The organism is Pantoea sp. PvP021 (assembly GCF_054056055.1).
The window spans coordinates 37,858-63,456 of the sequence record NZ_JBSRXX010000009.1 but is presented as its reverse complement, the minus strand read 5'-3'; the positions used below and the strand labels follow the sequence as shown (position 1 = coordinate 63,456).

The 25,599-nt window shown below is 56.0% G+C and carries 22 protein-coding genes and 1 other annotated feature; of the genes, 16 read left to right on the top strand and 6 right to left on the bottom strand.

All coding sequences use genetic code 11. The annotated features are described in order from the left end of the window. Positions 1–2: 2 nt before the first annotated feature. Positions 3–1,799, bottom strand: coding sequence for an allophanate hydrolase (atzF, locus tag ACVKSX_RS19370; RefSeq protein WP_354439010.1), 1,797 nt, complete (start codon positions 1,797–1,799; stop codon positions 3–5). Between the two features lie 269 nt (positions 1,800–2,068). Here atzF and sltY point away from each other — a divergent pair, with 269 nt between their 5' ends. After that, positions 2,069–3,988, top strand: coding sequence for a murein transglycosylase (gene sltY, locus ACVKSX_RS19365; RefSeq protein ID WP_033756501.1), 1,920 nt, complete (start codon positions 2,069–2,071; stop codon positions 3,986–3,988). Between the two features lie 45 nt (positions 3,989–4,033). Next, on the top strand, positions 4,034–4,351 hold the full coding sequence (trpR, locus tag ACVKSX_RS19360) for a trp operon repressor (RefSeq protein WP_010671698.1): 318 nt from the start codon (positions 4,034–4,036) through the stop codon (positions 4,349–4,351). On the opposite strand, the gene yjjX is transcribed toward trpR, so the two are convergent. Beyond that, complete coding sequence (gene yjjX / locus ACVKSX_RS19355) at positions 4,352–4,870, bottom strand: inosine/xanthosine triphosphatase (RefSeq protein WP_010671697.1); 519 nt, start codon at positions 4,868–4,870, stop codon at positions 4,352–4,354. 206 nt (positions 4,871–5,076) lie between these two features. On the opposite strand from yjjX, the gene gpmB reads away from it, so the two are divergent. Continuing rightward, positions 5,077–5,724 carry a 2,3-diphosphoglycerate-dependent phosphoglycerate mutase GpmB gene (gene gpmB / locus ACVKSX_RS19350; protein ID WP_010253664.1) on the top strand — a complete coding sequence of 216 codons (648 nt, stop codon included), beginning with the start codon at positions 5,077–5,079 and terminating at the stop codon, positions 5,722–5,724. Between the two features lie 42 nt (positions 5,725–5,766). Here gpmB and robA read toward each other — a convergent pair whose 3' ends face one another. Continuing rightward, complete coding sequence (gene robA, locus ACVKSX_RS19345) at positions 5,767–6,648, bottom strand: MDR efflux pump AcrAB transcriptional activator RobA (protein ID WP_010253667.1); 882 nt, start codon at positions 6,646–6,648, stop codon at positions 5,767–5,769. A gap of 194 nt (positions 6,649–6,842) precedes the next feature. Between robA and creA the strand changes: the two genes are divergently transcribed. Continuing rightward, the gene (gene creA / locus ACVKSX_RS19340) at positions 6,843–7,316 is read left to right on the top strand and encodes a protein CreA (RefSeq protein ID WP_010253671.1); all 474 of its coding nucleotides are present in this window, start codon (positions 6,843–6,845) and stop codon (positions 7,314–7,316) included. A gap of 71 nt (positions 7,317–7,387) precedes the next feature. Here creA and arcA read toward each other — a convergent pair whose 3' ends face one another. Continuing rightward, positions 7,388–8,104: a two-component system response regulator ArcA gene (gene arcA / locus ACVKSX_RS19335; RefSeq protein ID WP_010253677.1), complete on the bottom strand. Its 717-nt coding sequence runs from the start codon at positions 8,102–8,104 to the stop codon at positions 7,388–7,390. Positions 8,105–8,713: 609 nt separating this feature from the next. On the opposite strand from arcA, the gene ACVKSX_RS19330 reads away from it, so the two are divergent. The 5 genes from ACVKSX_RS19330 (at position 8,714) to thrC (ending at position 14,440) form a co-directional block, all read left to right on the top strand. Continuing rightward, positions 8,714–9,418 (top strand): tRNA/rRNA methyltransferase, encoded by a 705-nt coding sequence (locus tag ACVKSX_RS19330; protein ID WP_354439013.1) that lies wholly within the window; start codon positions 8,714–8,716, stop codon positions 9,416–9,418. Positions 9,419–9,606: 188 nt separating this feature from the next. Continuing rightward, complete coding sequence (thrL, locus tag ACVKSX_RS19325; protein WP_071591720.1) at positions 9,607–9,675, top strand: thr operon leader peptide; 69 nt, start codon at positions 9,607–9,609, stop codon at positions 9,673–9,675. Next, positions 9,614–9,732, top strand: a sequence feature (Thr leader region). Its footprint overlaps the gene before it by 62 nt. A 26-nt stretch (positions 9,733–9,758) precedes the next feature. After that, positions 9,759–12,221 (top strand): bifunctional aspartate kinase/homoserine dehydrogenase I, encoded by a 2,463-nt coding sequence (gene thrA / locus ACVKSX_RS19320; protein WP_010671695.1) that lies wholly within the window; start codon positions 9,759–9,761, stop codon positions 12,219–12,221. Between the two features lie 2 nt (positions 12,222–12,223). Continuing rightward, the gene (gene thrB / locus ACVKSX_RS19315; protein WP_354439015.1) at positions 12,224–13,153 is read left to right on the top strand and encodes a homoserine kinase; all 930 of its coding nucleotides are present in this window, start codon (positions 12,224–12,226) and stop codon (positions 13,151–13,153) included. 3 nt (positions 13,154–13,156) lie between these two features. Continuing rightward, the gene (gene thrC, locus ACVKSX_RS19310) at positions 13,157–14,440 is read left to right on the top strand and encodes a threonine synthase (RefSeq protein ID WP_010671693.1); all 1,284 of its coding nucleotides are present in this window, start codon (positions 13,157–13,159) and stop codon (positions 14,438–14,440) included. Between the two features lie 61 nt (positions 14,441–14,501). On the opposite strand, the gene yaaA is transcribed toward thrC, so the two are convergent. Continuing rightward, positions 14,502–15,275 carry a peroxide stress protein YaaA gene (yaaA, locus tag ACVKSX_RS19305; RefSeq protein ID WP_010253688.1) on the bottom strand — a complete coding sequence of 258 codons (774 nt, stop codon included), beginning with the start codon at positions 15,273–15,275 and terminating at the stop codon, positions 14,502–14,504. 209 nt (positions 15,276–15,484) lie between these two features. Between yaaA and tal the strand changes: the two genes are divergently transcribed. From tal to ACVKSX_RS19290, 3 genes are all read left to right on the top strand, one after another. Continuing rightward, positions 15,485–16,438, top strand: a complete 954-nt coding sequence (gene tal, locus ACVKSX_RS19300; RefSeq protein ID WP_010253690.1) for a transaldolase — start codon at positions 15,485–15,487, stop codon at positions 16,436–16,438. Between the two features lie 126 nt (positions 16,439–16,564). Continuing rightward, positions 16,565–17,152, top strand: a complete 588-nt coding sequence (gene mog, locus ACVKSX_RS19295; protein ID WP_010253692.1) for a molybdopterin adenylyltransferase — start codon at positions 16,565–16,567, stop codon at positions 17,150–17,152. Positions 17,153–17,258: 106 nt separating this feature from the next. Continuing rightward, positions 17,259–18,566: an MFS transporter gene (locus ACVKSX_RS19290; protein WP_010671691.1), complete on the top strand. Its 1,308-nt coding sequence runs from the start codon at positions 17,259–17,261 to the stop codon at positions 18,564–18,566. Between the two features lie 51 nt (positions 18,567–18,617). On the opposite strand, the gene satP is transcribed toward ACVKSX_RS19290, so the two are convergent. Next, a complete protein-coding gene (gene satP, locus ACVKSX_RS19285) occupies positions 18,618–19,187 on the bottom strand; it encodes an acetate uptake transporter (RefSeq protein WP_050680515.1) in 570 nt (189 codons plus the stop codon). Between the two features lie 302 nt (positions 19,188–19,489). Between satP and dnaK the strand changes: the two genes are divergently transcribed. From dnaK to nhaR, 4 genes are all read left to right on the top strand, one after another. Continuing rightward, complete coding sequence (dnaK, locus tag ACVKSX_RS19280; RefSeq protein ID WP_010253698.1) at positions 19,490–21,400, top strand: molecular chaperone DnaK; 1,911 nt, start codon at positions 19,490–19,492, stop codon at positions 21,398–21,400. 104 nt (positions 21,401–21,504) lie between these two features. Continuing rightward, positions 21,505–22,650, top strand: a complete 1,146-nt coding sequence (dnaJ, locus tag ACVKSX_RS19275) for a molecular chaperone DnaJ (protein ID WP_010253699.1) — start codon at positions 21,505–21,507, stop codon at positions 22,648–22,650. A gap of 804 nt (positions 22,651–23,454) precedes the next feature. Then, entirely contained in the window at positions 23,455–24,633 is a 1,179-nt protein-coding gene (gene nhaA, locus ACVKSX_RS19270) for a Na+/H+ antiporter NhaA (RefSeq protein WP_010253702.1), read from the top strand. A 30-nt stretch (positions 24,634–24,663) separates the two neighbouring features. Next, positions 24,664–25,572, top strand: a complete 909-nt coding sequence (gene nhaR, locus ACVKSX_RS19265; RefSeq protein ID WP_354439017.1) for a transcriptional activator NhaR — start codon at positions 24,664–24,666, stop codon at positions 25,570–25,572. The last annotated feature ends 27 nt before the right edge of the window (positions 25,573–25,599 follow it).

Here is a 25,599-nt window from a genome sequence, read left to right as displayed (position 1 = left end):
GATCAGTGACTCCCCTGTGATGCCAGCCAGTTGCGCCAGCCGCCCGTCTCAGTAATCTCCAGCGCGTTGTTCAGCGCCGCGCCTTCGCAGATAAAGCCTTTCACCACCCGCCCATCCGCCAGCGTCAGGCTGCCGATGCCCAGCGGTGCGGGAATCTCGGCCACAAACTCACCAAAGCGCGCCAGCGGGATATCCCACAGCTCCACGGTGATAGCGGCGCCCTGTTCGTCACGCATCAGGCCGGGTTTTTTGATCGCGCCCTCCAGCAGGGCAAACAGGCGATAGTGTGGCGCGGTTTTCGTCTCTTCCACCCAGACGGCATGGCGATCGGTGAGCTGGAAATTTAGCGGCATTCCGGTGAGATGCGCGCCCACTACCGCCAGCCGGACATGGTCGGCGGAGGCGGGCAGGCTGGTGCGCCAGGCAGGGCAGGGCTGGCCGGTCGCGCCCAGCGGCAGAGCAAGCTGCTGCTGCCAGCGAATGCCAAACTCAGCCAGCGCCCGATCGTGCCAGGCGGGCGCAATCAGCGTGATGCCTGCCGGGAGATCGTCATTGCGGAACGGTGCGGGCAGCGCCAGCGCGGCGAGGTCGGCAAGGTTGGTAAAGTTGGTATAGGTGCCGAACTGCGAGTTGAAGTGAATCGGCTCCTGCTTCATCTCCTCCAGGGTATGAATCGTGGGCGAGGTCGGCACCACCAGCGCGTCAAACTGTGCCAGCGTCTGCTGAATCTGACGCGTCAGTTCGGCCCGCAGATACTCCGCCTTATAGGCATCGACTGCGCTGTATTTCAGGCCGCTGGCGATAATCTCGTGTACCACCGGATCCATCTCCGCCGGGCGATCGAGCATTCCGCCCACCGCCGCCGTGCGTTCGGCGACCCAGGCACCGTAGTAAAGCTGTTCAGCCAGCTTCCTGAACGGGGTGAAGTCGATGGGGTGTAGCGTCACGCCACCCGCCTGCAACGCCTCCAGCGCCTGGTCCCAGGCGGCTTCGGCGGCGGCATCATCAAAAAACTCCGGGTTCAAAGGTACAGCAAAATGGGGATGAACCGGCAGGCTGGCCGGGGCGGTGCGCGGATTAATGCGCGAATAGGCGTCACCGGCATCATAGCCACCCATGACGCTGGCGACGCTAAAGGCATCTTCTGCCGTCAGCGCAAACACGGAAATCGTGTCGTTGAGGCGGCAGGCGGGCACCACGCCGCGTGCAGAGAACCAGCCCTTGGTCGGCTTCAGTCCGACAATATTGTTAAAGCCCGCCGGAACACGGCCCGATCCCGCAGTATCGGTGCCCAGTGAAAAGGCGACCAGCCCGCGCGCCAGCACCGACGCGGAGCCGGAGCTGGAGCCGCCACTGACGTAATCGGCATCAAAGGTGTTACTGACCGCGCCAAACGGGGAGCGGGTGCCCACCAGGCCGGTAGCGAACTGATCGAGGTTGGTTTTGCCGATGACTATCGCGCCGGCGGCTTTCAGGCGGGCGACCGCTAACGCGTCTTCGCTGGCGGTATAGGTAAAGGCGGGGCAGGCGGCGCTGGTCGGCCAGCCCGCCACATCAATGTTGTCTTTGACGGCGAAGGGAACACCAAACAGCGGCAGCGATCCGGGATCGCGCTGATAGTGCGCCAGCAGTGGCTCAATCTGAGCCGCTAACTGATCCGGTGTCGCCAGATAAATCCAGGCACTATCCTGGGGATCGAGTGCCGCCAGGTGGGCGCTCAGCAGCGAAGTAATCTGTTGCGGCGCCTGCTGATAGCGCTGCTGCCAGGCGTGAAGCGTCAGGCCAAAGGTTGAAGTCATACGAAGAATTCCAGCTGGTATACAAGATGGAATTCAACAGAGCAAAGGCTGTGCCACTTTTTTAACGCAATGATTCAACAGTTTAATGCGTGCAGTGATAAGATTTTCTGATGATAATTTGCACAATTACGGCGCGCACGCTGAGCGATGACGGTGCGTTTACCTTTCGTGTGCGTAAATTTTGTGAAGAACATGGCAAGAGTCCGGTGGCCTGGTTAGCATGAAGACTGTCTGGCAACTCGCCGGCCCCAGCAACAGAGGAGATTTACGTGGTGAAGTGGCGTAACTGGATAATAGGGATCTGCATGGCCGGCACGGCCAGCAGCGCATGGGCCGATTCGCTTGATCAACAACGGCAACGTTATCAACAAATTAAACAGGCCTGGGACAGCAATCAGATGGCCACCGTGGATCAGCTGTTGCCCACGCTACAGGATTATCCGCTCTATCCTTATCTGCAATATCGACTGCTGGCACAGGATCTCGATCAGGAGACCACCCTGGCGGTACAGAACTTTATTCGCCAGTATCCTACGTTGCCACCCGCGCGTTCGCTCAGCACCCGCTTTATTAATGTGCTGGCTTACCGACAGGACTGGCAGGGTGTGCTGAACTTCAGTCCGACCGAACCTAAGCCGGTGCAGGCACGCTGTAACTGGTATTACGCCAAATGGGCCACCGGTCAGCAGCAGGCCGCGTTTGACGGCGCGAAGCAGATCTGGCTGCGTGGCACGGCGCTGCCCGCGGACTGCGATAAGCTCTTTTCGGTCTGGCAGGCGTCCGGTCAGATTTCGCCAATTACGATCCTGGAGCGTATCCGGCTGGCGATGAAAGCAGGCAACGACAGCCTGGTGAGCTATCTGGCGAAAACGTTGCCAACTGACTATCAGACCATGTCTGACGCGATACAGGCCCTGCAGCAGGACCCGTTAACGGTCAGTACCTTCGCCAGCGCCGTCGGGCCAACCGACTTTACCCGCCAGGCGACGATTTACGCCTTTACGCGTGTGGCGCGGCAGGACATGGAAAATGCCCGCAGCCTGATTCCGATCCTGGTCCGGGCGCAGAAGATGGGGCCGGAGGATGAGCAGGCGCTGAAGGAGATTGTGGTCTGGCGCATGATGGGCAGCGATCTCACCTCTGAGCAGGCACGCTGGCGCGATGCGGTGGTGATGAACAGCGAGTCTACCGCGCTGGTAGAACGCCGGGTACGACTGGCACTCTCTCAGCATGACCGACGCGGCCTTAACACCTGGATCGCCCGTCTGCCGCTGGAAGCCAAAGAGAAAGATGAATGGCAGTACTGGCAGGCCGATCTGCTGTTTGAGAAAGATCGCAAAGAGGAAGCGGAAGAGATCCTGCGCAAACTGATGCAGGCGCGTGGCTTCTATCCAATGGTGGCCGCACAGCGGCTGGGCGTTGACTACCCGTTGCAGGTGGATGAAGCGCCGAAGCCTGACAGTGCCACGGTGCAGGGACCGGAGCTGGCCCGCGTTCGCGAGCTGATGTACTGGGGTCTGGATAACCTGGCGCGCAGCGAGTGGAGCAATCTCATCGGCAGCCGCACGCACACGCAGCAGCAGATGCTGGCGCGCTACGCCAATGAGCAGGACTGGTGGGATCTCAGCGTGCAGGCGACCATCACGGCCAAAATGTGGGACAGCCTGAAAGAGCGTTTCCCGCTGGCGTGGCAGAGTGTCTATGAGCGCAACACCGCGGTGAAGCAGATCCCACCGAGCTATGCGATGGCGATTTCGCGTCAGGAGAGCGCCTGGAATCCGAAAGCGCGTTCACCGGTCGGCGCCAGCGGTCTGATGCAGATTATGCCTGCCACGGCGGCGCATACCGTGAAGATGTACAACATCCCTGGCTACAGCAACACCAGCCAGCTGCTCGATCCGGAAACCAATATTCAGATCGGCACCCAGTATCTGGAATATGTCTATCAGCAGTTCAATCAGAACCGGATCTTCGCCTCGGCGGCCTACAATGCCGGACCGGGCCGGGTGCGAAGCTGGCAGAAAACCAGTGCAGGCAATCTTGATGCCGTCGCGTTTATCGAGACCATCCCGTTCTCTGAAACGCGTGGCTATGTGAAGAATGTGCTGGCGTACGACGCCTACTATCGTCACTTCATGGGCAAGCCTGACAAGATCCTGTCAGATGCTGAGTGGAATCGCCGTTACTAGCTGTGCTAAGCTTCCGTACTCTTTAGCGAGTACGGAAGCCTCTTCATGACCCATTCTGATTCCCCCACCGATGCGCATCCGGCACAAGATAGCTGGCAACGCTTTGTCGTGCTGATGCAGCAGGCCTTTGCTGATGGTCATGCGCTGCCACTGATGCAACTGATGATGACGCCCGACGAGCGGGAAGCGTTCGGCACCCGTCTGCGGATTATCGAAGAGTTAATGAACGGCGAGATGAGCCAGCGCGAACTGAAAAATGAGCTCGGCGTTGGCATTGCGACCATTACACGAGGCTCGAACAGCCTGAAAGAGGCGCCGCCGGAGCTGAAACGCTGGCTGGAGGCGCGTCTGGGACGCGCCTGATCACTGCTGGTAAAGCGGATGGATGAACGGGCAGAGCGCCAGAATCAGTGCCTGATGATAGACACTGGAGCGGCTGAGCAGGCCATTTGTGAACGCCCCGATAGCGCCACCCTGGTGTTTAATATTTTCGATGCCGGTTAACCGCGCCATCTCGTCGCCCAGCTCCCGCCCTTCACGCAGACCCGCCAGCACCACCGGCGGCAGGGTGAAACTGGCCGAGCGCGATTCGCCGCGCTGCTTCTGATTTTCTACCACCATCCAGGCAAACGCGCTGTCATCTTCGATGCCCGCCTCAATCGCTACCCAGAACGCCGCTTCTGGCCGGACCTGCCGGGCATTCATCACGCGCTGACGTGCGCCAGTTCGCGTTTCGAGATGGGTTAACGGTTGTGCTGCTACGCCGCTATCGACCTCGACCCCTTCAATATGGCAGGATCCCTCGCCGAAAACGTCGTTGAATGCCTGAGCAATCGCATGAATTTTCGCTGGATTGGTGGTGGCTGCGACAACATGGTACATAATTGGTTGAACCCTCAGGTGATTAAGCGCCTGGTCCATCGGGCTGTTTGATTTGTCATTCTGAACCCGGGCAGTGCTCACAATCCTCACGTACTTTCCGTACGCGCCGGTTGTTTCGCGCTCTCCGTGTGCAGACTGACTGCAACAATGACGCCTGATGGGGTAAGCTCTAAAGCGATTTTTGTCGCAGTATAACGGAAACTAACATGCTACAGGTCTATCTTGTTCGTCACGGTGAAACGGTATGGAATGCGGAGCGTCGCATTCAGGGTCAGTCCGACAGTCCGCTGACGGAAAAAGGTGAGCAGCAAGCCTGGCAGGTGGGTGAGCGCGTGAAACATCTGGGCATTACGCACATTATTGCCAGCGATCTGGGGCGTACGCGCCGCACCGCGGAGATTATTGCGGATGCCTGCGGTTGCTCAGTCACGCTTGATCCGCGGTTGCGTGAGCTGAATATGGGGGTGCTGGAGAAGCGTCCGCTGGATGGCTTAACCGCGGAAGAAGAGCAGTGGCGCGCTACGCTGGTCAACGGCACCGAAGGGGGCCGTATTCCTGAAGGGGAGTCGATGACTGAGATGGCGACGCGCATGCACGCCGCGCTGAATGCCTGTCTTGATCTTCCAGCCGGAAGCCGTCCACTGCTCGTCAGTCACGGTATGGCGCTGGGGGCGCTGGTCAGCACGATTCTCGGTCTGCCTGCCTATGCGGAACGTCGTCTGCGTCTGCGTAACTGCTCACTCTCACGTGTTGATTATCAGCAGAGCGCCTGGCTGGCAGAAGGCTGGATTGTCGAGACGGCGGGGGATATTTCCCATCTGGATGCGCCTGCACTCGACGAGCTTCAACGCTGATTTACTTAAAAGGCTGCCGTCGCGATGACGGCAGCCTTAACGTCAGCTGGCTACGGTCTGGCGGCGAATAGGAATCAGATATTCGCAACGGATCTCGGTCGGTGGCTCAGCGCGTTTTTTACCGCCATCGGTGTAAAAGCGTTCGATGTCCTGTCCCTGACGGCGGGTCAGCCCCAGCGTCGGCATGCAGGTACCATAGAGCAGCAGGATAAACTCCTGCAGATTGACGCGCGGGCCGGTATAGGTGAACTGCACGTAGTCGCCCGCTTCCAGAATCACGTTCTGCCCGGAGTGCAGGTTGACCGCGCTGTCAGCAGGCACCGCCGTGGTGTAGAGAATCTCCTGCTCGTCATCTTTGTCCTGGCTGGCGCGCACCTGATGCAGGCCATACAGTACCGGCGGCACCGTATCGGTTTCCAGCAGGAACTGCTTCCAGAAGTGCATACGCATCTCGTCGCGGTAGCTGGAAATCTGCTCCAGAATACAGGTGTAGTTCTGGGTTTGTCCCACCAGCACCGTCTCCGGCAGGGTGACGTATGCCGGTTCCGGCTGCGTCTCATCGTCCAGCCGAATAGGGGGACGAATACCGAATGAGTTCCAGTCTGAAGAGCGGCGATACCACGCCGGTGTCTGAGCAAACTGTTTTTTGAATGCGCGAGTAAAAGTCTGTTGTGAATCAAAACGATACTGCAGTGCGATGTCCAGAATCGGGCGGCTGGTCAGGCGCAGCGCCACGGCGGCTTTAGACAGACGACGCGCACGAATATAGGCACCTATTGCGTGTCCGGTTACGTCTTTAAACATCCTCTGTAAATGCCATTTAGAGTAACCGGCTTTCTGGGCAACATTGTCCAGTGAAAGGGGTTGATCCAGATGGCTCTCCAGCCAGACAAGCAAATCGCGAATGATACCGGCTTGGTCCATAAAACATCCTCATACTCTGGTGGTGCAGCTAAACGCATTCGAAGAATATTAGCACTCATTGCTCAAAAGACGTGGGCCGTTTTCCGGGGAAGGTTGTGCTAAATCAGTACGGGCTTCAACCCGTTTTGGTTTGGTCATTAACTCGATTAACAGTACATTACATTCTCATCTATTCCATTTGCAATGGTAACTCCATGACAATATTCCGACTTATGATCGCTGCGCTGACCACGCTGACCTTTTCCAGCCCGCTGTTTGCCGAACAGATTGGCTCTGTTGATACGGTATTCAAGATATTTGGGCCTGACCACAAGATTGTCGTTGAGGCTTTCGATGATCCGGACGTTAAAAATGTAACCTGTTATATCAGCCGGGCGAAAACCGGGGGTATTAAAGGCGGACTGGGTCTGGCAGAAGATACCTCTGATGCCGCGATCTCCTGTCAGCAGGTGGGGCCGGTCGAACTGAGTGATAAAATCGCTCAGGGCAAAGCAGAGGGTGAAGTGGTATTCCGCCAGCGCACCTCATTGATCTTCAAGAAGCTGCAGGTTGTACGCTTCTTCGACAAAAAGCGCAACGCCCTGGTCTATCTGACCTATTCCGATAAAGTGGTTGATGGCTCACCGAAAAATGCGATTAGCGCTGTGCCAATTATGCCGTGGCACTGATTATGCCGTCACACTAAGGACAAAAAAAACGCCCGCAGGGGCGTTTTTTATTTGCCGCGTCTGACAGGGGCTTAATCCTGCAGGTCACCGCAGAAGCGATAACCTTCACCATGAATGGTGGCGATGATCTCTGGCGTGTCCGGCGTTGATTCGAAATGCTTACGAATACGACGAATGGTGACATCAACGGTGCGATCGTGTGGCTTGAGGTCGCGGCCGGTCATTTTTTTCAGCAGATCGGCACGGGTCTGAATTTTGCCCGGGTTTTCGCAGAAGTGCAGCATGGCGCGGAACTCACTGCGTGGCAGTTTATAGTGCTCGCCGTTCGGGTTGATCAGTGAGCGGCTGTTGATATCCAGCTCCCAACCGTTGAACTTGTAGCTCTCTACCTGACGACGCTCTTCGCCTGGCATGGCCAGATTCATGGTGCGCGACAGCAGGTTGCGGGCACGAATAGTCAGCTCACGCGGATTAAACGGTTTGGTGATGTAGTCGTCAGCGCCAATTTCCAGACCAAGAATTTTATCGACTTCGTTGTCACGACCGGTCAGGAACATCAGGGCGACATTGGCCTGCTCACGCAGTTCACGGGCCAGCAACAGGCCGTTTTTACCGGGCAGGTTGATGTCCATGATGACCAGGTTAACGTCATTGTCGGTCAGCACCTGATGCATTTCAGCACCATCAGTCGCCTCATACACCACATAACCTTCCGCCTCAAAAATACTCTTGAGGGTATTACGCGTGACCAGTTCGTCTTCAACGATAAGAATGTGCGGGGTCTGCATGTTTAGCTACCTAAAATTTGCCAACAAATTGAAAACAGGGCGTACAGCGGTATGGCGTTCTCCATCATCGAGAGCGGCGGGCCGCGCTGAACCGTTGTACGAAATCATATTTTGATAAGCCATCTATCAACGTCAACAACAGTATTAGCTCAGCCAGTCAGGATGAAAATTGCATGCCCCGGGCGTTAATGATAATGGCGCATATCCTAACTGTATTAACAGCAACCTAACAGCACCAACTACAACCGATAAGCATAAAAACAACGCTTCGTTGACTTATATCAAATGCAATTGTAGCACGTTAACACTTTTGTGAAAAACTTCTCGCAGATTGCCTGTTTAGCTCACAAAAAGCATCATTTTCGTTACATTTTTTACGCAGTCGGGCCAAAATAAAACCCGCCGGAAATCACATTCTATCTCGTTGAAGTTAAATGGTTTAATAATGATTTCTTTAATAAAGCTCGTTTCAGGGATAAAAAGATTCAGGCCATCACTTTTAACCAGTTTTAACATGGTTAACACACGATTTTCTTATTACCTTCTGGCGACTGAATCATTAACAGCCATGTTAATATGGCGTTATGTTAATGGACCAATGGAATAAATATGCTTTTTCCCCTGATTCTCGTCTCGCCCGCGCGGCCAGAAAATATCGGCGCTGCGGCGCGTGCCATGAAAACCATGGGGTTCAGCCAGCTGCGCATCGTTGCCAGTGACGCCTGGCAGGATCCCGCAGCGCGCCGGGTGGCACATGGTGCCGGCGAAATTCTCGACAACGTTCAGACCTTTGCAACCCTGGCCGACGCGTTAGCGGACATCGATTTTTCGGTCGCGACCACCGCGCGCAGCCGGGCAAAGTTTCGTTATTACGCCACACCGGAGCAGGTTGAAACGCAACTGCTGGAGAAACGCCTGTGGGTAAACAGTATGGCGCTGGTGTTTGGCCGCGAAGATAGCGGGCTGACCAACGAGGAGCTGGAGCTTGTAGACCTGCTGACCGGCATCCCGATGGCGAATGACTATCCTTCACTCAATCTCGGACAGGCGGTGATGGTCTACTGCTATCAGCTGTCGAAGCTGAATCAGGTTGAGGCATCAAAAGCCTCTGCGGCGGATGGGCAGCAGTTGCAGGCGCTGCGTCAGCGTTTCCATCAGCTGCTGGCGCAACTGGAGGTCAGTGATGATGAGAAGCTGTCAGACTGGATTGATCAGCGGGTGGGGCTGCTGGAACAGCGCGACAGTGCGATGCTGCATCGTCTGCTGCACGATATTGAAAAAAAACTCACAGATAAATCCTCGGCAAAAAGCTGATTTTACAGCAACAGATCGCAGGGAATTTCTGCATAGCAACCGATCGAACAGCGTTTTACGCTTTCACCGGTGGCTGTGCGCAGTGGTGGAAATCTGTCCGCCGGACAAATCGGGTTGACTTAATGTGCGCTTTGCTTTACTTCTGGAAGCAAGACGGACAGACAAAAACAGACAGAAAATAAATCTAAATGCGTAAAATCAGCCTGAACACCACAATTATTACCACCACCATTACCACAGGTAACGGTGCGGGCTGACGCATACAGGAAAAACAGAAAATAAGCCCGCACCTAAACAGTGCGGGCTTTTTTTTCGGCTTAAATTCAGGAGAGTTTATATTATGCGAGTGCTGAAATTCGGCGGGACCTCGGTAGCGAATGCGGAGCGGTTTCTTCGCGTCGCTGACATTCTGGAAAGTAATGCGCAACAAGGACAGGTTGCAACCGTGCTCTCTGCGCCAGCAAAGATCACTAACCATCTGGTGGCGATGATTGAAAAAACCATCAGTGGTCAGGATGCTTTGCCGAATATCAGCGACGCCGAACGCATCTTCAGCGAGCTGTTGCAGGGACTGGCTGACGCGCAGCCGGGCTTTGAGTACGATCGACTGAAAACCCGCGTTGACCTGGAGTTTGCGCAGCTGAAGCAGGTTCTGCACGGTATCAGCCTGCTGGGGCAGTGCCCGGACAGCGTCAACGCGGCGATTATCTGCCGCGGTGAAAAACTCTCGATTGCGATCATGGAAGCGCTGCTGCAGGCGCGCGGCCATGAGGTCAGCGTGATCGATCCGGTGGAGAAATTGCTGGCGGTCGGCCACTACCTTGAATCCACTGTTGATATCGCCGAATCAACCCGCCGCATTGAAGCGAGTCAGATTCCGCCGCAGAACATGATCCTGATGGCAGGCTTCACGGCTGGTAACGAGCGAGGCGAGCTGGTCGTACTGGGCCGTAACGGTTCTGACTATTCAGCCGCTGTGCTGGCCGCCTGTCTGCGCGCCGACTGCTGTGAAATCTGGACTGATGTGGATGGCGTCTATACCTGCGATCCGCGTCAGGTGCCGGATGCGCGCCTGCTGAAGTCGATGTCCTATCAGGAGGCGATGGAGCTCTCCTATTTCGGCGCCAAAGTGCTGCATCCCCGCACCATCGCGCCCATTGCCCAGTTTCAGATCCCCTGCCTGATCAAAAACACGGCCAATCCGCAGGCACCCGGCACCCTGATTGGAGCAGAAGGCGAACAGGATGAGAACCCGGTAAAAGGCATCACCAACCTGAATAATATGGCGATGGTCAACGTCTCCGGTCCTGGCATGAAAGGGATGGTCGGGATGGCGGCCAGAGTCTTTGCGGCGATGTCGCGCACCGGCATCTCTGTAGTGCTGATCACCCAATCCTCTTCCGAATACAGCATCAGTTTCTGCGTGCCGCAGAGCGAGCTGGCGCGGGCGCGTCAGGTGCTGGAGGAGGAGTTCTACCTGGAGCTGAAAGATGGCCTGCTGGATCCGCTGGATATCATTGAAAACCTGGCGGTGATTTCGGTGGTGGGCGATGGCATGCGCACGCTGCGCGGCATTTCAGCCAAATTCTTCTCGGCGCTGGCGCGCGCCAATATCAATATCGTGGCGATTGCTCAGGGCTCCTCCGAGCGTTCAATCTCGGTGGTGGTGAACAATGATGAAGTGATCACCGGGGTTCGCGTGGTGCATCAGATGCTGTTCGCCACCGATCAGGTAATCGAAGTGTTTGTGGTCGGCGTCGGCGGCGTCGGCGGCGCGCTGCTGGATCAGTTACATCGCCAGCAGGCGTGGCTGAAGAAAAAGCATATCGACCTGCGCGTCTGCGGCATCGCTAACTCCCGTGCGCTGTTAACCCACGTCCACGGCATCGATTTAAGCAACTGGCAGGCGGCATTAGGCGAAGCGAAAGAGCCGTTCAATCTCGGTCGTCTGACCCGTCTGGTGAAAGAGTATCATCTGCTCAATCCGGTGATTGTGGACTGTACCTCCAGCCAGGCGGTCGCCGATCAGTATGCTGATTTTCTCAGCGAAGGTTTCCATGTGGTGACGCCAAACAAAAAGGCCAACACCTCATCCTGGAATTACTATCAGCAGATGCGCGCCGCCGCTGCCAAATCGCGGCGTAAATTCCTTTATGATACCAACGTCGGCGCCGGACTGCCGGTGATCGAAAACCTGCAGAACCTGATGAACGCCGGTGATGAGCTGCTGCGCTTCTCCGGTATCCTCTCTGGCTCGCTGTCCTACATTTTCGGCCAGCTGGATGACGGAATGTCACTGTCGCAGGCGACAACGATGGCGCGTGAGATGGGCTTTACCGAGCCCGATCCGCGTGACGACCTCTCCGGCACCGATGTGGCGCGTAAGCTGCTGATCCTGGCCCGTGAAGCAGGTCATCAGCTGGAGCTGAGCGACATTGAGATTGAGCCGCTGCTGCCCGCCAGCCTGACCGAAATCCAGGACATTGAGCAGTTTATGCAGCGTCTGCCTGAGCTGGATAATGCCTTTGCCGCCCGGGTTGCGCAGGCGCAGGATGAGGGCAAAGTATTGCGCTATGTTGGCGTGATTGAAGAGGGTGGCATCTGCAAAGTGAAGATCGACGCCGTTGACGGCAACGATCCACTCTATAAGGTGAAAAACGGCGAGAATGCGCTGGCGTTTTACAGCCGCTACTATCAACCGATTCCGCTGGTGCTGCGCGGATACGGTGCAGGAAATGATGTCACAGCGGCCGGTGTTTTTGCCGACCTGCTGCGGACGCTGTCATGGAAGTTGGGAGTTTAATCATGGTAAAAATTTACGCACCGGCCTCGATTGGTAACGTCAGCGTCGGCTTCGATGTGCTGGGCGCGGCGGTTTCGCCGGTAGATGGCTCCCTGTTGGGTGACTGCGTCTCCGTGGAAGCGGCAGAGCAGTTTTCACTGACCAACGCCGGACGTTTTGTCAGTAAGCTGCCCGCCGATCCGAAAGAGAATATTGTTTACCAGTGCTGGCAGCGTTTCTGCCAGGAAATCGGCAAAGCGATCCCGGTGGCGATGACGCTGGAGAAGAACATGCCCATCGGCTCCGGGCTGGGTTCCAGCGCCTGCTCGGTGGTGGCCGGTTTAATGGCGATGAACGAGTTTTGCGGCAAGCTTCTCAGCGACAGCACGTTACTGACCCTGATGGGTGAGCTGGAAGGGCGAATCTCCGGCAGCGTGCACTATGATAATGTCGCCCCCTGCTTCCTTGGCGGCATTCAACTGATGCTGCAGGAGAATGACATTATCAGCCAGGCGGTGCCGGGCTTTGATGACTGGCTGTGGGTGATGGCCTATCCGGGCATTAAAGTCTCAACCGCAGAAGCGCGCGCCATTTTACCGGCGCAGTACCGCAAAGAGGACTGCATCAGGCATGGCCGCTTGCTGGCTGGCTTCATTCACGCCTGCCATACGCGTCAGCCGCAGCTGGCAGCTAAACTTATGCAGGATGTGATTGCCGAACCTTACCGGACCCGGCTGCTGCCAGGCTTCACCGAGGCGCGGCAGGCCGCGAAAGATATTGGCGCACTGGCGTGCGGTATCTCAGGCTCTGGTCCGACACTTTTCGCCGTTTGCAATCAGATGGAAACGGCACAGCGGATGGCTGACTGGCTGAGCCAGCACTATCTGCAGAATGATGAAGGCTTCGTCCATATCTGCCGTCTCGACACGGCTGGCGCACGACAATTGGGATAACGCATGAAACTCTACAATCTTAAGGATCACAACGAGCAGGTCAGCTTCGCCCAGGCGGTGAAACAGGGTCTGGGTTCGCAGCAGGGTCTGTTCTTTCCGCTGGAACTGCCGGAGTTTGAACTGACCGACATCGACGCGATGCTGGAGATGGATTTTGTCAGCCGCAGCAGCAAAATTCTCTCGGCTTTCATTGGTGACGAGATTCCGGCCCAGCAGCTGCATGAGCGTGTTAAAGCCGCTTTTGCTTTTCCGGCCCCGGTGAAAGCCGTCAGCGAAGATATCGCCTGTCTGGAGCTGTTCCACGGCCCGACGCTGGCGTTTAAAGATTTCGGCGGCCGTTTTATGGCGCAGATGCTGTCGTATGTCTCAGGCTCAGATGAGCAGATCACCATTCTCACCGCCACCTCCGGTGATACCGGCGCGGCCGTGGCGCACGCCTTTTACGGCATGAAGAACGTGCGCGTGGTGATCCTCTATCCGCAGGGCAAAATCAGTCCGCTGCAGGAGAAACTCTTCTGTACCCTGGGCGGCAACATCGAAACCATCTCTATCGACGGCGATTTTGATGCCTGCCAGTCGCTGGTGAAACAGGCGTTTGATGACGAAGAGCTGAAGCGCGCGATTGGCCTGAACTCGGCTAACTCCATCAACATCAGCCGCCTGCTGGCGCAGATCTGCTACTACTTTGAAGCGGTCGCACAGCTGCCTCAGGAAAAACGTAATCAGCTGGTGGTGTCAGTGCCGAGCGGCAACTTTGGTGATTTGACCGCCGGTCTGCTGGCGAAATCGCTGGGCCTGCCGATCAAACGTTTTATCGCCGCCACCAACGCCAACGACACGGTGCCGCGCTTCCTGGGCAACGGCGAGTGGCAGCCAAACCAGACGGTCTCTACGCTGTCGAATGCCATGGATGTCAGCCAGCCTAATAACTGGCCGCGTGTGGAAGAGCTGTTCCGCCGTAAAACCTGGCGCTTAACCGATCTGGCCTGTGGTGCGGTCTCGGATGAGACCACGCGCGCCGCCATGCGTGAACTGGCTGAGATGGGCTACATTTCCGAGCCGCATGCCGCCATCGCCTGGCGTCTGTTGCGCGATCAGCTGCAGGAAGGGGAGTATGGTGTGTTCCTGGGAACCGCGCATCCGGCGAAATTCCGCGAAAGTGTGGAAGCGATCCTTGAACAGACCCTGACGCTGCCGCCGGAGTTAGCGGAGCGCGCCGACCTGCCGCTGCTGTCGCATCAGATGAAGGGTGATTTCGCCTCGCTGCGGGCGTTTCTGCTGAAGTAAACCTGTGAAAGGCTTCCCGGTTGCGGGAAGCCTGTTTGTGGAAAGCAGAGGGCGCGGGGTGTTACTGCTCTGCGCGCTTAAAGACCAGCTCGCTCTCGCTGCTGCTGGCTGCATCAAAACGATAGCCATCCAGATCAAACGCCTTAAGCTGTTCCGGCTTCGTCAGGCGCTGCTGAATCACATAGCGACTCATTAATCCACGCGCCTTTTTGGCATAGAAGCTAATCACTTTGTAACTGCCATTCTTCTCGTCGAGGAACACCGGCTTAATCATCTGTGCCCGCAGCGTCTTCGGCTTAACCGCCCGGAAATATTCGTCCGAGGCGAGGTTGATCAACACCTCATCACCCTGTTCCGCCAGCGCGGCATTCAGCGTTTCAGTGATGAGATCGCCCCAGAAGGTGTAGAGATCTTTGCCCGCCGGATTCGCCAGGCGAATGCCCATCTCCAGACGGTAAGGCTGCATTAAATCGAGTGGACGCAGTACGCCATACAGGCCTGACAACATACGCAGGTGCTGCTGAGCAAAATCGAAATCCTGATCGCTGAAGGTCTCTGCCTGTAAACCGGTGTAGACATCACCTTTGAACGCCAGGATCGCCTGACGGGCATTCTTAGGGGAAAAATCGGGCTGCCAGCTGTTAAAGCGCTCGGCATTGAGGTGCGCCAGTTTATCGCTGATGCCCATTAACGAGGCGATGCTGGCGGGTGACAGCTCGCGCGCAATTTCAATCAGCTGTTGTGACTTTTCTAACAGCGCAGGCTGGGTGAAACGCGTTGTCGCCAGCGGGCTTTCATAATCCAGCGTCTTGGCGGGAGAGATCACCATCAACATAGTTGCTTCCTCGGTTAATGCCTGGTTTAACAGGGCATTGGCTGCTTATCAGGCTTCGCAGTGTACCAAAAAAGCCGCAAAGAATGACGAATCACACCTATTTGTTCGCGCTATCGTAAACGGCATTCCCTGACCTTGCGCCACCGTTGCCGCGTGATATTATCGCAACAGCCTTTTTTCACACTGACAGTTAACTAAGAGAAAAGAACATGACGGACAAACTTACCTCCCTGCGTCAGCTCACCACCGTCGTCGCCGACACCGGTGATATTGCAGCCATGAAGCTGTATCAGCCACAAGACGCCACCACCAACCCTTCTCTGATTCTCAACGCCGCGCAAATTCCTGAATACCGTAAACTGATCGATGAAGCGATCGGCTGGGCGCGTGATCAGAGCAGCAACAAAGAAGAGCAGCTGCAGCTGGTTTCTGACAAGCTGGCCGTGAACATTGGTCTGGAAATCCTCAAACTGATCCCAGGCCGCATCTCGACGGAAGTGGATGCGCGTCTCTCTTACGACACTGAAGGCAGCATCGCCAAAGCCCGCAGCCTGATCAAACTCTACAATGATGCCGGTATCAGCAACGACCGCATCCTGATCAAACTGGCCTCTACCTGGCAGGGCATCCGTGCTGCAGAGCAGCTGGAAAAAGAGGGTATCAACTGTAACCTGACGCTGCTGTTCTCCTTTGCTCAGGCGCGTGCCTGTGCTGAAGCGGGCGTGTTCCTGATCTCTCCGTTTGTTGGCCGTATCCTCGACTGGTACAAAGCCAACACCGACAAGAAAGAGTATGCCGCGCACGAAGATCCAGGCGTGGTTTCAGTTTCTGAAATCTACAACTACTACAAGCAGCACGGCTATGAAACCGTGGTGATGGGCGCCAGCTTCCGTAACGTCGGCGAAATTATCGAGCTGGCTGGCTGTGACCGTCTGACCATTTCTCCTGCGCTGCTGAAAGAGCTGGCGGAGAGCGAAGGCACCCTGGAGCGTAAACTGAGCTACAGCGGCGAAGTGAAAGCGCGTCCGGCGCGCATGACCGAGTCTGAGTTCCTGTGGCAGCACAACCAGGATCCTATGGCGGTTGCGAAGCTGGCAGAAGGTATCCGCAATTTTGCCGTTGATCAGGGCAAACTTGAGAAGATGCTGGCAGAACTGCTGTAATCTGTTGACCGTGGCGGCGCAGGCTGCCACGGTTTTCCCTTTTCCGACCCTTTCACTTTATATTATCCTCTCGGCTATTCCCCTTTTACTCCAACCGCACCGCGGTAAATCACAGCGAAGCTAATCATGAATACATTACGCATTGGCCTGATCTCGGTCTCCGATCGCGCCGCGAACGGCATTTATCAGGATCAGGGTATTCCCGCGCTGGAGAGCTGGCTCGGCAGCGCAATCAGCAGCCCGTTTGAGATTGAGTCCCGACTGGTGCCCGACGAGCAGCCGATGATTGAGCAGGCGATTTGCGAACTGGTCGATGAACGTTTTTGCCATCTGGTGTTAACCACTGGCGGCACCGGTCCGGCCCGACGTGATGTCACGCCCGATGCCACCTTAGCCGTTGCCGATCGTGAAATGCCTGGTTTTGGTGAGCAGATGCGCCAGATTAGCCTGCAGTTCGTGCCGACCGCGATTCTGTCGCGTCAGGTCGGGGTGATCCGCAAACAGTCGCTGATCCTCAATCTGCCTGGTCAGCCGAAGTCGATCAAAGAGACGCTGGAAGGGCTGAAGGATGAGCAGGGCAACGTAAAAGTTCACGGCATCTTTGCATCTGTACCTTATTGTTTACAGTTGCTGGAAGGGCCTTACGTCGAAACGCATTCCAGCGTAGTAGCAGCATTTCGGCCTAAAAGCGCGATACGTGAGATAAATAACTAAATATTCCCCATTTCAGGCATAAGCTATAGCCTTGCTGGTGTGGCAAAAGATTGACGGTATAGTAATAAGATCTTTACAACCTTATCTCTTTTGCCTCTGGAATATTATGAATCCGACTCACACTCAGCGTCTGACCGGTAAGGATTACAAGACCCTGGCGCTGGCCGCGCTGGGCGGCGCGCTGGAATTCTACGACTTCATTATCTTCGTTTTCTTCGCCACCGTGATTGGCGAACTCTTTTTCCCTTCGGATATTCCGGAATGGCTGCGTCAGCTGCAGACGTTTGCCATTTTTGCTGCAGGCTATCTGGCTCGTCCGCTGGGCGGCATCGTGATGGCGCATTTTGGCGATAAGCTCGGGCGCAAAAAGATGTTCAGCCTGAGCATTCTGCTGATGGCGCTGCCGACCCTGATGATGGGCGCTTTACCCACCTGGCAGACGATTGGCATTGCTGCGCCACTGCTGATGCTGCTGATGCGGATGTTACAGGGCGCGGCGATTGGCGGTGAAGTGCCGGGCGCCTGGGTGTTTGTCGCGGAACACGTGCCCTATAAACGTATCGGCATCGCCTGCGGCACGCTGACGGCCGGGCTGACTATCGGCATTTTACTGGGTTCGCTGGTGGCCACGCTGATCAATACCTCAATGTCGCAGCAGGCGATCCATGATGGCGGCTGGCGCATCCCGTTCTTCCTCGGCGGCGTGTTCGGGCTGGTCGCGATGTACCTGCGTCGCTGGCTGCATGAGACACCGGTGTTTATTGAGATGCAGCAGCGTAAAGCGCTGGCTGAAACTCTGCCGCTGAAGACCGTGCTGGCAGAGCATAAAAAGTCGATTGTCATCTCTATGCTGCTGACCTGGCTGCTCTCCGCCTGCATCGTGGTGGTGATCCTGATGTCGCCGGTCTGGCTGCAAAAACAGCAGGGCATCGCGCCCGCGCTGACCCTGCAGGCCAACAGCATCGCCACCGTAATGCTCTGCATTGGCTGCATTATTGCCGGACTCGCGGCCGATCGCTTTGGTGCCAGTCGTACGCTGTGTGTCGGCAGCCTGCTGCTGGCGATCTGTAGCTGGCAGTTTTATCACCTGACCGCCCTCTATCCACAGCAGCTCTTCCTGCTTTATGGCGTGGCGGGTCTCAGCGTCGGTATCGTTGGCGTAGTGCCCTTTGTGATGGTGCGCGCCTTTCCGGCAGAAGTGCGTTTTACCGGACTCTCATTTTCCTACAACCTCTCCTATGCGATCTTCGGCGGGCTGACACCGATCTTTGTGTCGCTGCTGATGAACGTCTCAGAGATGGCACCCTGCTGGTATGTGATGGCGCTGGCGCTGGTGGGATTGCTGACGGGGATCTGGCTGCGGCGTGATGTCAGCCACGAGCCTGGCCTGCAGCAGGGGATTAACTCTTTGTGATACAGGGACGCGGAGCCTGGCTCCGCGTCTTTTTTATGTGTAAAAGCAGGCTTAAAGCGATTTCGCGCCAATCGGCAGAATAGTGCGGCCAAAGGTTTCGTTCAGCACTTCACCCATCGCCAGATAGCAGGCGCTGGCTCCACAGAGTATCCCGACCCAGCCCGCGGAGACCACCAGCGCCGGCAGGTGCATAAGATGAGCCACGGCCAGCAGCAGAAACAGCAGCGTGAGCGAGCCGAAAACAAACTGCAGCATCCGCGCACCTTTCAGCGTACCGACGAACATAAACAGCGTGAAAATGCCCCACAGTGCCAGCCAGGCCCCCAGGAAACGTTCGTCTGGCACTTTTGCCAGTCCCATTTCAGGTAACAGCAGGATCGCCACAAAGCTTAACCAGAACATGCCGTAAGAGGTAAAGGCGGTCAGCCCGAAAGTGTTGTTCTTTTTAAACTCCAGCAGACCGGCCAGCACCTGCGCAATCCCGCCATAAAAAATGCCCATGGCTAAAATCGCCACGTCCATGGCAAACAGGCCCGTGTTGTGCAGGTTCAGCAAAATGGTCGTCATGCCAAATCCCATTAATCCCAGCGGGGCAGGGTTAGCCAGCGTTGAATTTGCCATAGTTCCTCGGCAGTAAAATGATCGTTGATGTAATAAACGGATTCCGTCCTGCTCCCTGAGGGGAACAAGGCGACGCATCATATTCAGCGTTGTGGCAGCGTTCTTTGATCCCGACAGGGCCAAAGGTAAAAATTTTTTTTTGGTTTAGCCCTTGATGCGCATCGAAGCGGCCCCATTTACTTGTCATCGAGCGTTGTGAACGTTGGAAAAAAAGCATGTGCTGGCAGTTGAATGCAAACAACCCGCCCACATAAAAGGTTCACAACCCAAATTGGCAACGAATTTAAGTGGGAGATGTTTAGATGGGTAAGATTATTGGTATTGACCTGGGTACAACCAACTCTTGTGTTGCGATCATGGATGGCACTAAAGCACGCGTGCTGGAAAATGCCGAGGGCGATCGCACCACGCCTTCAATTATTGCGTATACACAGGATGGCGAAATTCTGGTCGGTCAACCGGCTAAACGTCAGGCAGTGACCAACCCGCAGAATACCCTGTTCGCAATTAAGCGTCTGATCGGTCGTCGCTTCCAGGACGAAGAAGTACAGCGTGATATTAAAATCATGCCGTACAAAATCACCGGCGCTGACAACGGCGACGCATGGCTGGAAGTGAAAGGTCAGCGAATGGCACCACCGCAGATCTCTGCTGAAGTGCTGAAGAAAATGAAAAAGACCGCCGAAGATTACCTCGGTGAGCCAGTGACTGAAGCGGTTATTACCGTACCTGCTTACTTCAACGATGCGCAGCGTCAGGCAACCAAAGACGCCGGCCGTATCGCAGGTCTGGAAGTCAAACGTATCATTAACGAACCGACTGCTGCTGCACTGGCATACGGTCTGGATAAAGGCCAGGGTAACCGCACCATCGCGGTTTATGACCTGGGTGGCGGTACCTTCGATATCTCAATCATTGAGATCGACGAAGTTGACGGCGAAAAAACCTTTGAAGTTCTGGCGACCAACGGTGATACCCACCTGGGTGGTGAAGACTTCGATAGCCGCCTGATTAACTATCTGGTTGCTGAATTCAAGAAAGACCAGGGCATCGATCTGCACAACGATCCACTGGCGATGCAGCGTCTGAAAGAAGCGGCAGAGAAAGCGAAAATCGAACTTTCTTCTGCACAGCAGACCGACGTTAACCTGCCATACATCACGGCAGATGCGACCGGTCCTAAACACCTGAACATCAAAGTGACCCGCTCTAAACTGGAGTCACTGGTTGAAGATCTGGTTGCTCGCTCAATCGCGCCACTGAAAGTTGCGCTGCAGGACGCCGGACTGTCTGTTTCAGACATCAACGACGTTATCCTGGTGGGTGGTCAGACTCGTATGCCACTGGTTCAGGCCAAAGTGACTGAGTTCTTCGGTAAAGAGCCACGTAAAGACGTGAACCCGGACGAAGCGGTCGCGGTTGGTGCTGCGGTTCAGGGTGGTGTACTGGGTGGCGACGTGAAAGACGTGCTGCTGCTGGACGTTACCCCGCTGTCACTGGGTATCGAAACCATGGGTGGCGTGATGACTTCGCTGATCAGCAAGAACACCACCATCCCAACCAAGCACAGCCAGGTCTTCTCGACTGCTGAAGATAACCAGTCAGCCGTGACCATTCACGTGCTGCAGGGTGAGCGTAAGCGCGCCAATGACAACAAGTCACTGGGCCAGTTCAACCTCGACGGTATCCAGAACGCGCCACGCGGTCTGCCGCAGATCGAAGTGACCTTCGACATCGATGCGGATGGTATCCTGCACGTGTCGGCGAAAGATAAGAACAGCGGTAAAGAGCAGAAAATCACCATCAAAGCCTCTTCAGGTCTGAGCGATGAAGAGATCCAGAAAATGGTGCGTGATGCGGAAGCGAACGCTGAATCTGACCGCAAGTTCGAAGAGCTGGTACAGACGCGTAACCAGGGCGATCAGATTGCCCACAGCACGCGTAAGCAGCTGGAAGAAGCAGGCGACAAACTGTCAGCTGATGACAAAGCGCCAATCGAAGCCGCTCTGGCCGCGCTGGAAACTGCGCTGAGAGGCGAAGACAAAGCGGAAATCGATGCCAAAATGCAGGCGCTGATGGAAGTGTCCGGCAAACTGATGGAAGCAGCACAGCAGTCTCAGGCGGGTGCAGCGGATGCCGGTGACGCGTCAGCGAAGAAAGATGACGACGTTGTCGATGCTGAATTCGAAGAAGTGAAAGACAACAAGAAATAATTGCCCCTGACCGGGCGCGACGGTTGGCCTGACAGCCGTTGAAACCAGCACGGGCGTAGGAGATCTCTCCACGCCCGTGCGATCATGTTAAGGGCTAAATAAACATGGCGAAGAGTGATTACTACGAGATTTTAGGCGTCGCCAAATCCGCGGACGAGCGTGAAATCAAAAAGGCTTACAAACGCCTGGCAATGAAATTTCACCCGGACCGTAATCCCGGTGACAAAGAAGCCGAAGCCAAATTCAAAGAGGTCAAGGAAGCGTACGAAATCCTGACCGATGCGCAGAAGCGTGCGGCCTACGATCAATATGGTCATGCAGCCTTTGAACAGGGCGGTATGGGTGGCGGTGGATACGGCGGCGGCGGCTTTGGCGGCGGCGGCGCAGACTTCAGCGATATCTTTGGCGACGTGTTCGGTGACATCTTTGGTGGTGGACGCCGTCAGCGCGCATCCCGTGGCGCCGATTTACGCTACAACATGGAGCTGTCGCTGGAAGAAGCGGTACGCGGCGTGACCAAAGAGATCCGCATTCCAACGCTGGAAGAGTGTGACGTCTGCCACGGCAGCGGCGCGAAAGCGGGAACGCAGCCACAAACCTGTTCAACCTGTCACGGTGCAGGCCAGGTGCAGATGCGCCAGGGCTTCTTCACCGTTCAGCAGGCCTGTCCGACCTGTCATGGTCGCGGCTCGGTGATTAAAGATCCGTGCAACGCCTGTCATGGTCATGGCCGCGTTGAGAAGTCGAAAACGCTGTCAGTGAAAATCCCGGCAGGGGTCGACACCGGCGATCGCATTCGTCTGAGCGGCGAAGGCGAAGCGGGCGAGCAGGGCGCACCAGCAGGCGATCTCTACGTTCAGGTCTCGGTGAAGAAACACCCGATCTTCGAGCGTGAAGAGAACAATCTCTACTGTGAAGTGCCGATCAACTTTGCGATGGCAGCGCTGGGCGGTGAGATTGAAGTACCGACCCTGGATGGTCGCGTGAAGCTGAAAGTGCCGTCAGAAACTCAGACCGGCAAGCTGTTCCGCATGCGCGGACGTGGCGTAAAATCTGTGCGTGGCGGCGCGGTCGGCGATCTGCTGTGTCGTGTCGTGGTGGAAACACCGGTCAGCCTGAATGAGAAACAGAAAGCGCTGTTGCGTGAACTGGAAGAGAGTTTTGGCGGCCCGAGCGGCGAGCATAACAGCCCACGCTCCAAGAGCTTTTTCGACGGCGTGAAAAAATTCTTTGATGATCTGACTCGTTAATTCTGCCTGATAAAAAGCGGAGCCCCGGCTCTGATGCCAGTCAGTTAAGCGACAGGTGATAACGCAGTCTGGTGCCGCGCAGGGGCTGGCGGTCCTCGCGCCGCTGCGCGGTTCCTTCACTTCATTCCTCTGCCTGACGGACCGGCGGGGATGGCACATCCTGTGCCGCCCCGCCTTTCGCCCGCGTCCTGCGGGCTCTCCTGGCAGACTCATTCTGTTCAGCGCTGCGGATTACCTGCCCCTGCCCGACCCCAGCCTGCTCTGAAACTTCAGTGTGTAGTGTTAAAAAGGGCACGAGAGTGGAGGCCTGAGCGCCTCTGCTGCTGAAAGGGCTATCCGCAGCGCTGAGGTGTGACGGTGGGCCAGAAGTCCACGCCGGGAAGCGTGGACAGTTCGGGGCCGGCCAGGGAGGGCCGATCCCCGAACGGTTCGTCGGCACGCCGTCAAAGCCGAAGGTACCGCGTGAGCGGCGCGAGGACGGCCCGGCAGCAGCAGAGGTGCTCAGGCCCGCACTGCGGCTCGCTCGCCCGGAAAAAAAGCTGCCACGTTTGACCGTGACAGCCTTTACAAATCTAATCTTAACTGACCAGCATTAGAGCCCCGGCTCCGCTTTTTTTTACTTCAAATCCCCGCCTGTAATGGCTGCATTATCTCTCCCTCACCGCAGCACTCATAAAAATGTCGACGTTTACTGCTATTACTGCTCGGCGAAACCGAGCATATAGCGCGGTATAAGCTGCTTTTAACGAACTATATGAATCGTTACACTGTTTAACATTCTGTCTCTGCTCAGGAAGATGAACGTTGAACAAGCCGCGCAAATTAAAGAATCTGCTAAAAAGTTTTATTGAAAGTGATGCCAGCAATGGCGTGATGTTGATCGTGGCGGCGGTCGCGGCGATGATCCTCGCCAATACGGCCGCTACCGCCCAGGGTTACCAGGCGTTGCTGAATGAACCGGTACAAATCCGCTTCGGGGCGCTGGATATCAGCAAAAATTTGCTGTTGTGGATCAACGATGCGCTGATGGCACTTTTCTTTCTGGTTATTGGCCTGGAAGTTAAGCGTGAGTTGATGGTCGGCGAACTTGCCAGCCGTGACAAGGCTATCTTCCCGGTCATCGCGGCAATAGGCGGCATGGCGTTACCCGCCCTGATCTTCCTGCTTTTCAACCATGGTGATGAGATTGCACGTAACGGCTGGGCCATTCCCACCGCAACCGATATCGCTTTTGCGCTGGGTGTGCTGGCCCTTCTGGGCAGCCGTGTTCCCGTTGCGCTGAAAGTCTTTTTGATGGCACTGGCGATTATTGATGACCTGGGTGCCATTGTGATTATCGCTCTGTTCTATACCAGTGACCTCTCAGTGCTCTCCCTGTGCGTGGCTGCTGGCGCCATTGTCGTGCTGGCACTCCTGAACCGCTTTAACGTCCGTAGAATCTCAGTCTACATACTGGTGGGTATCGTACTCTGGACCGCCGTGCTGAAGTCGGGCGTCCACGCAACCCTGGCTGGCGTCATTGTGGGCTTCTTCGTGCCTCTGGAGAAGAAAGAGGGGCACTCTCCAGCGGAACATCTGGCTCATGGTCTGATGCCGTGGGTGAACTGGATGATTCTGCCGCTGTTTGCCTTTGCTAATGCCGGTATCTCACTTGCTGGCATTACGCTGAGTGATGTCCTCTCGCCTGAACCGTCAGGCATCATCTTCGGCCTGTTAATCGGTAAGCCATTAGGCATTACGCTCTTCTGCTGGCTGGCGGTAAAACTGCGGCTGGCAGTATTACCCAACGGCACAACCATACGCGATATTATGGCGATTGGTGTGCTGTGCGGAATTGGCTTCACTATGTCAATTTTTATCAGTTCGCTGGCCTTTGATGCCGCGCATGAACAGCTGGTGACCTTTTCAAAACTGGGCATTCTGACCGGCTCTCTGCTTTCAGCTGTCATCGGCTATACGCTGCTGCGAATTAAACTGCGTTAATGGAGAGGAGGCGCAAGCCTCCTTTTTTCTATGAATCAGCTCAATTTCAATCATCTCTACTACTTCTGGCACGCCTGCCGTGCGGGATCAATTACGGCAGCAGCAGAGGCACTCTCCCTGACGTCACAGACCATTACCGGGCAGATTAAGGCACTGGAGGAGCGCCTGCAGGGCAAGCTGTTCCGGCGTCAGGGACGGGGCCTGGTACCGACGGAGCTGGGGCAGCTGGTTTTTCGCTATGCTGACCGCATGTTTATGCTGAGTCAGGAGATGCTGGATATTGTGAATTACCGCAAAGAGTCCCATCTGCTACTGGATGTTGGCGTGGCAGATGCGCTCTCAAAGCAGCTGGTCAGCAAGGTGCTGGAGACGGCGGTGGTCGCAGAGGAGAAAATTCATCTGCGCTGTTTTGAATCGACCCACGAAATGCTGCTGGAGCAGCTCAGTCAGCACAAGCTGGATATGATTATCTCTGACTGCTCCATCGACCCCACCCAACAGGAAGGGCTATTTTCGGTGGAGCTGGGGGAATGCCCGATCAGCTTCTGGTCAACCCAGCCGCTCAGCGATCTCTCTTTTCCGGCCTGCCTGGAGACGCGTCCCCTGCTGATTCCGGGGCGCCGCTCCATGCTGGGGCGCAAAATCCTCAACTGGATCAGCACCCAGGGAGTGCAGGTGGAGATTCTCGGTGAGTTTGATGATGCGGCACTGATGACGGCGTTTGGTGCGCGACAGAATGCGATTTTTGTCGCGCCTTTGCTGGAGATGGGTCAACGTGAGGGGATATATGAAGTCGGGCGGCTCGACGCGGTATCAGAGGAGTATCACATACTCTTCGCGGAGCGGATGATTCAGCATCCGGCGGTGCAGCGACTCTGTCACGCAGACTTCAGCGAACTCTTTCCCCGCCAGGGGACAGACGAAAAAAAACCGGCGTAAGCGCCGGCTTTTTTAACAAAGCGATTA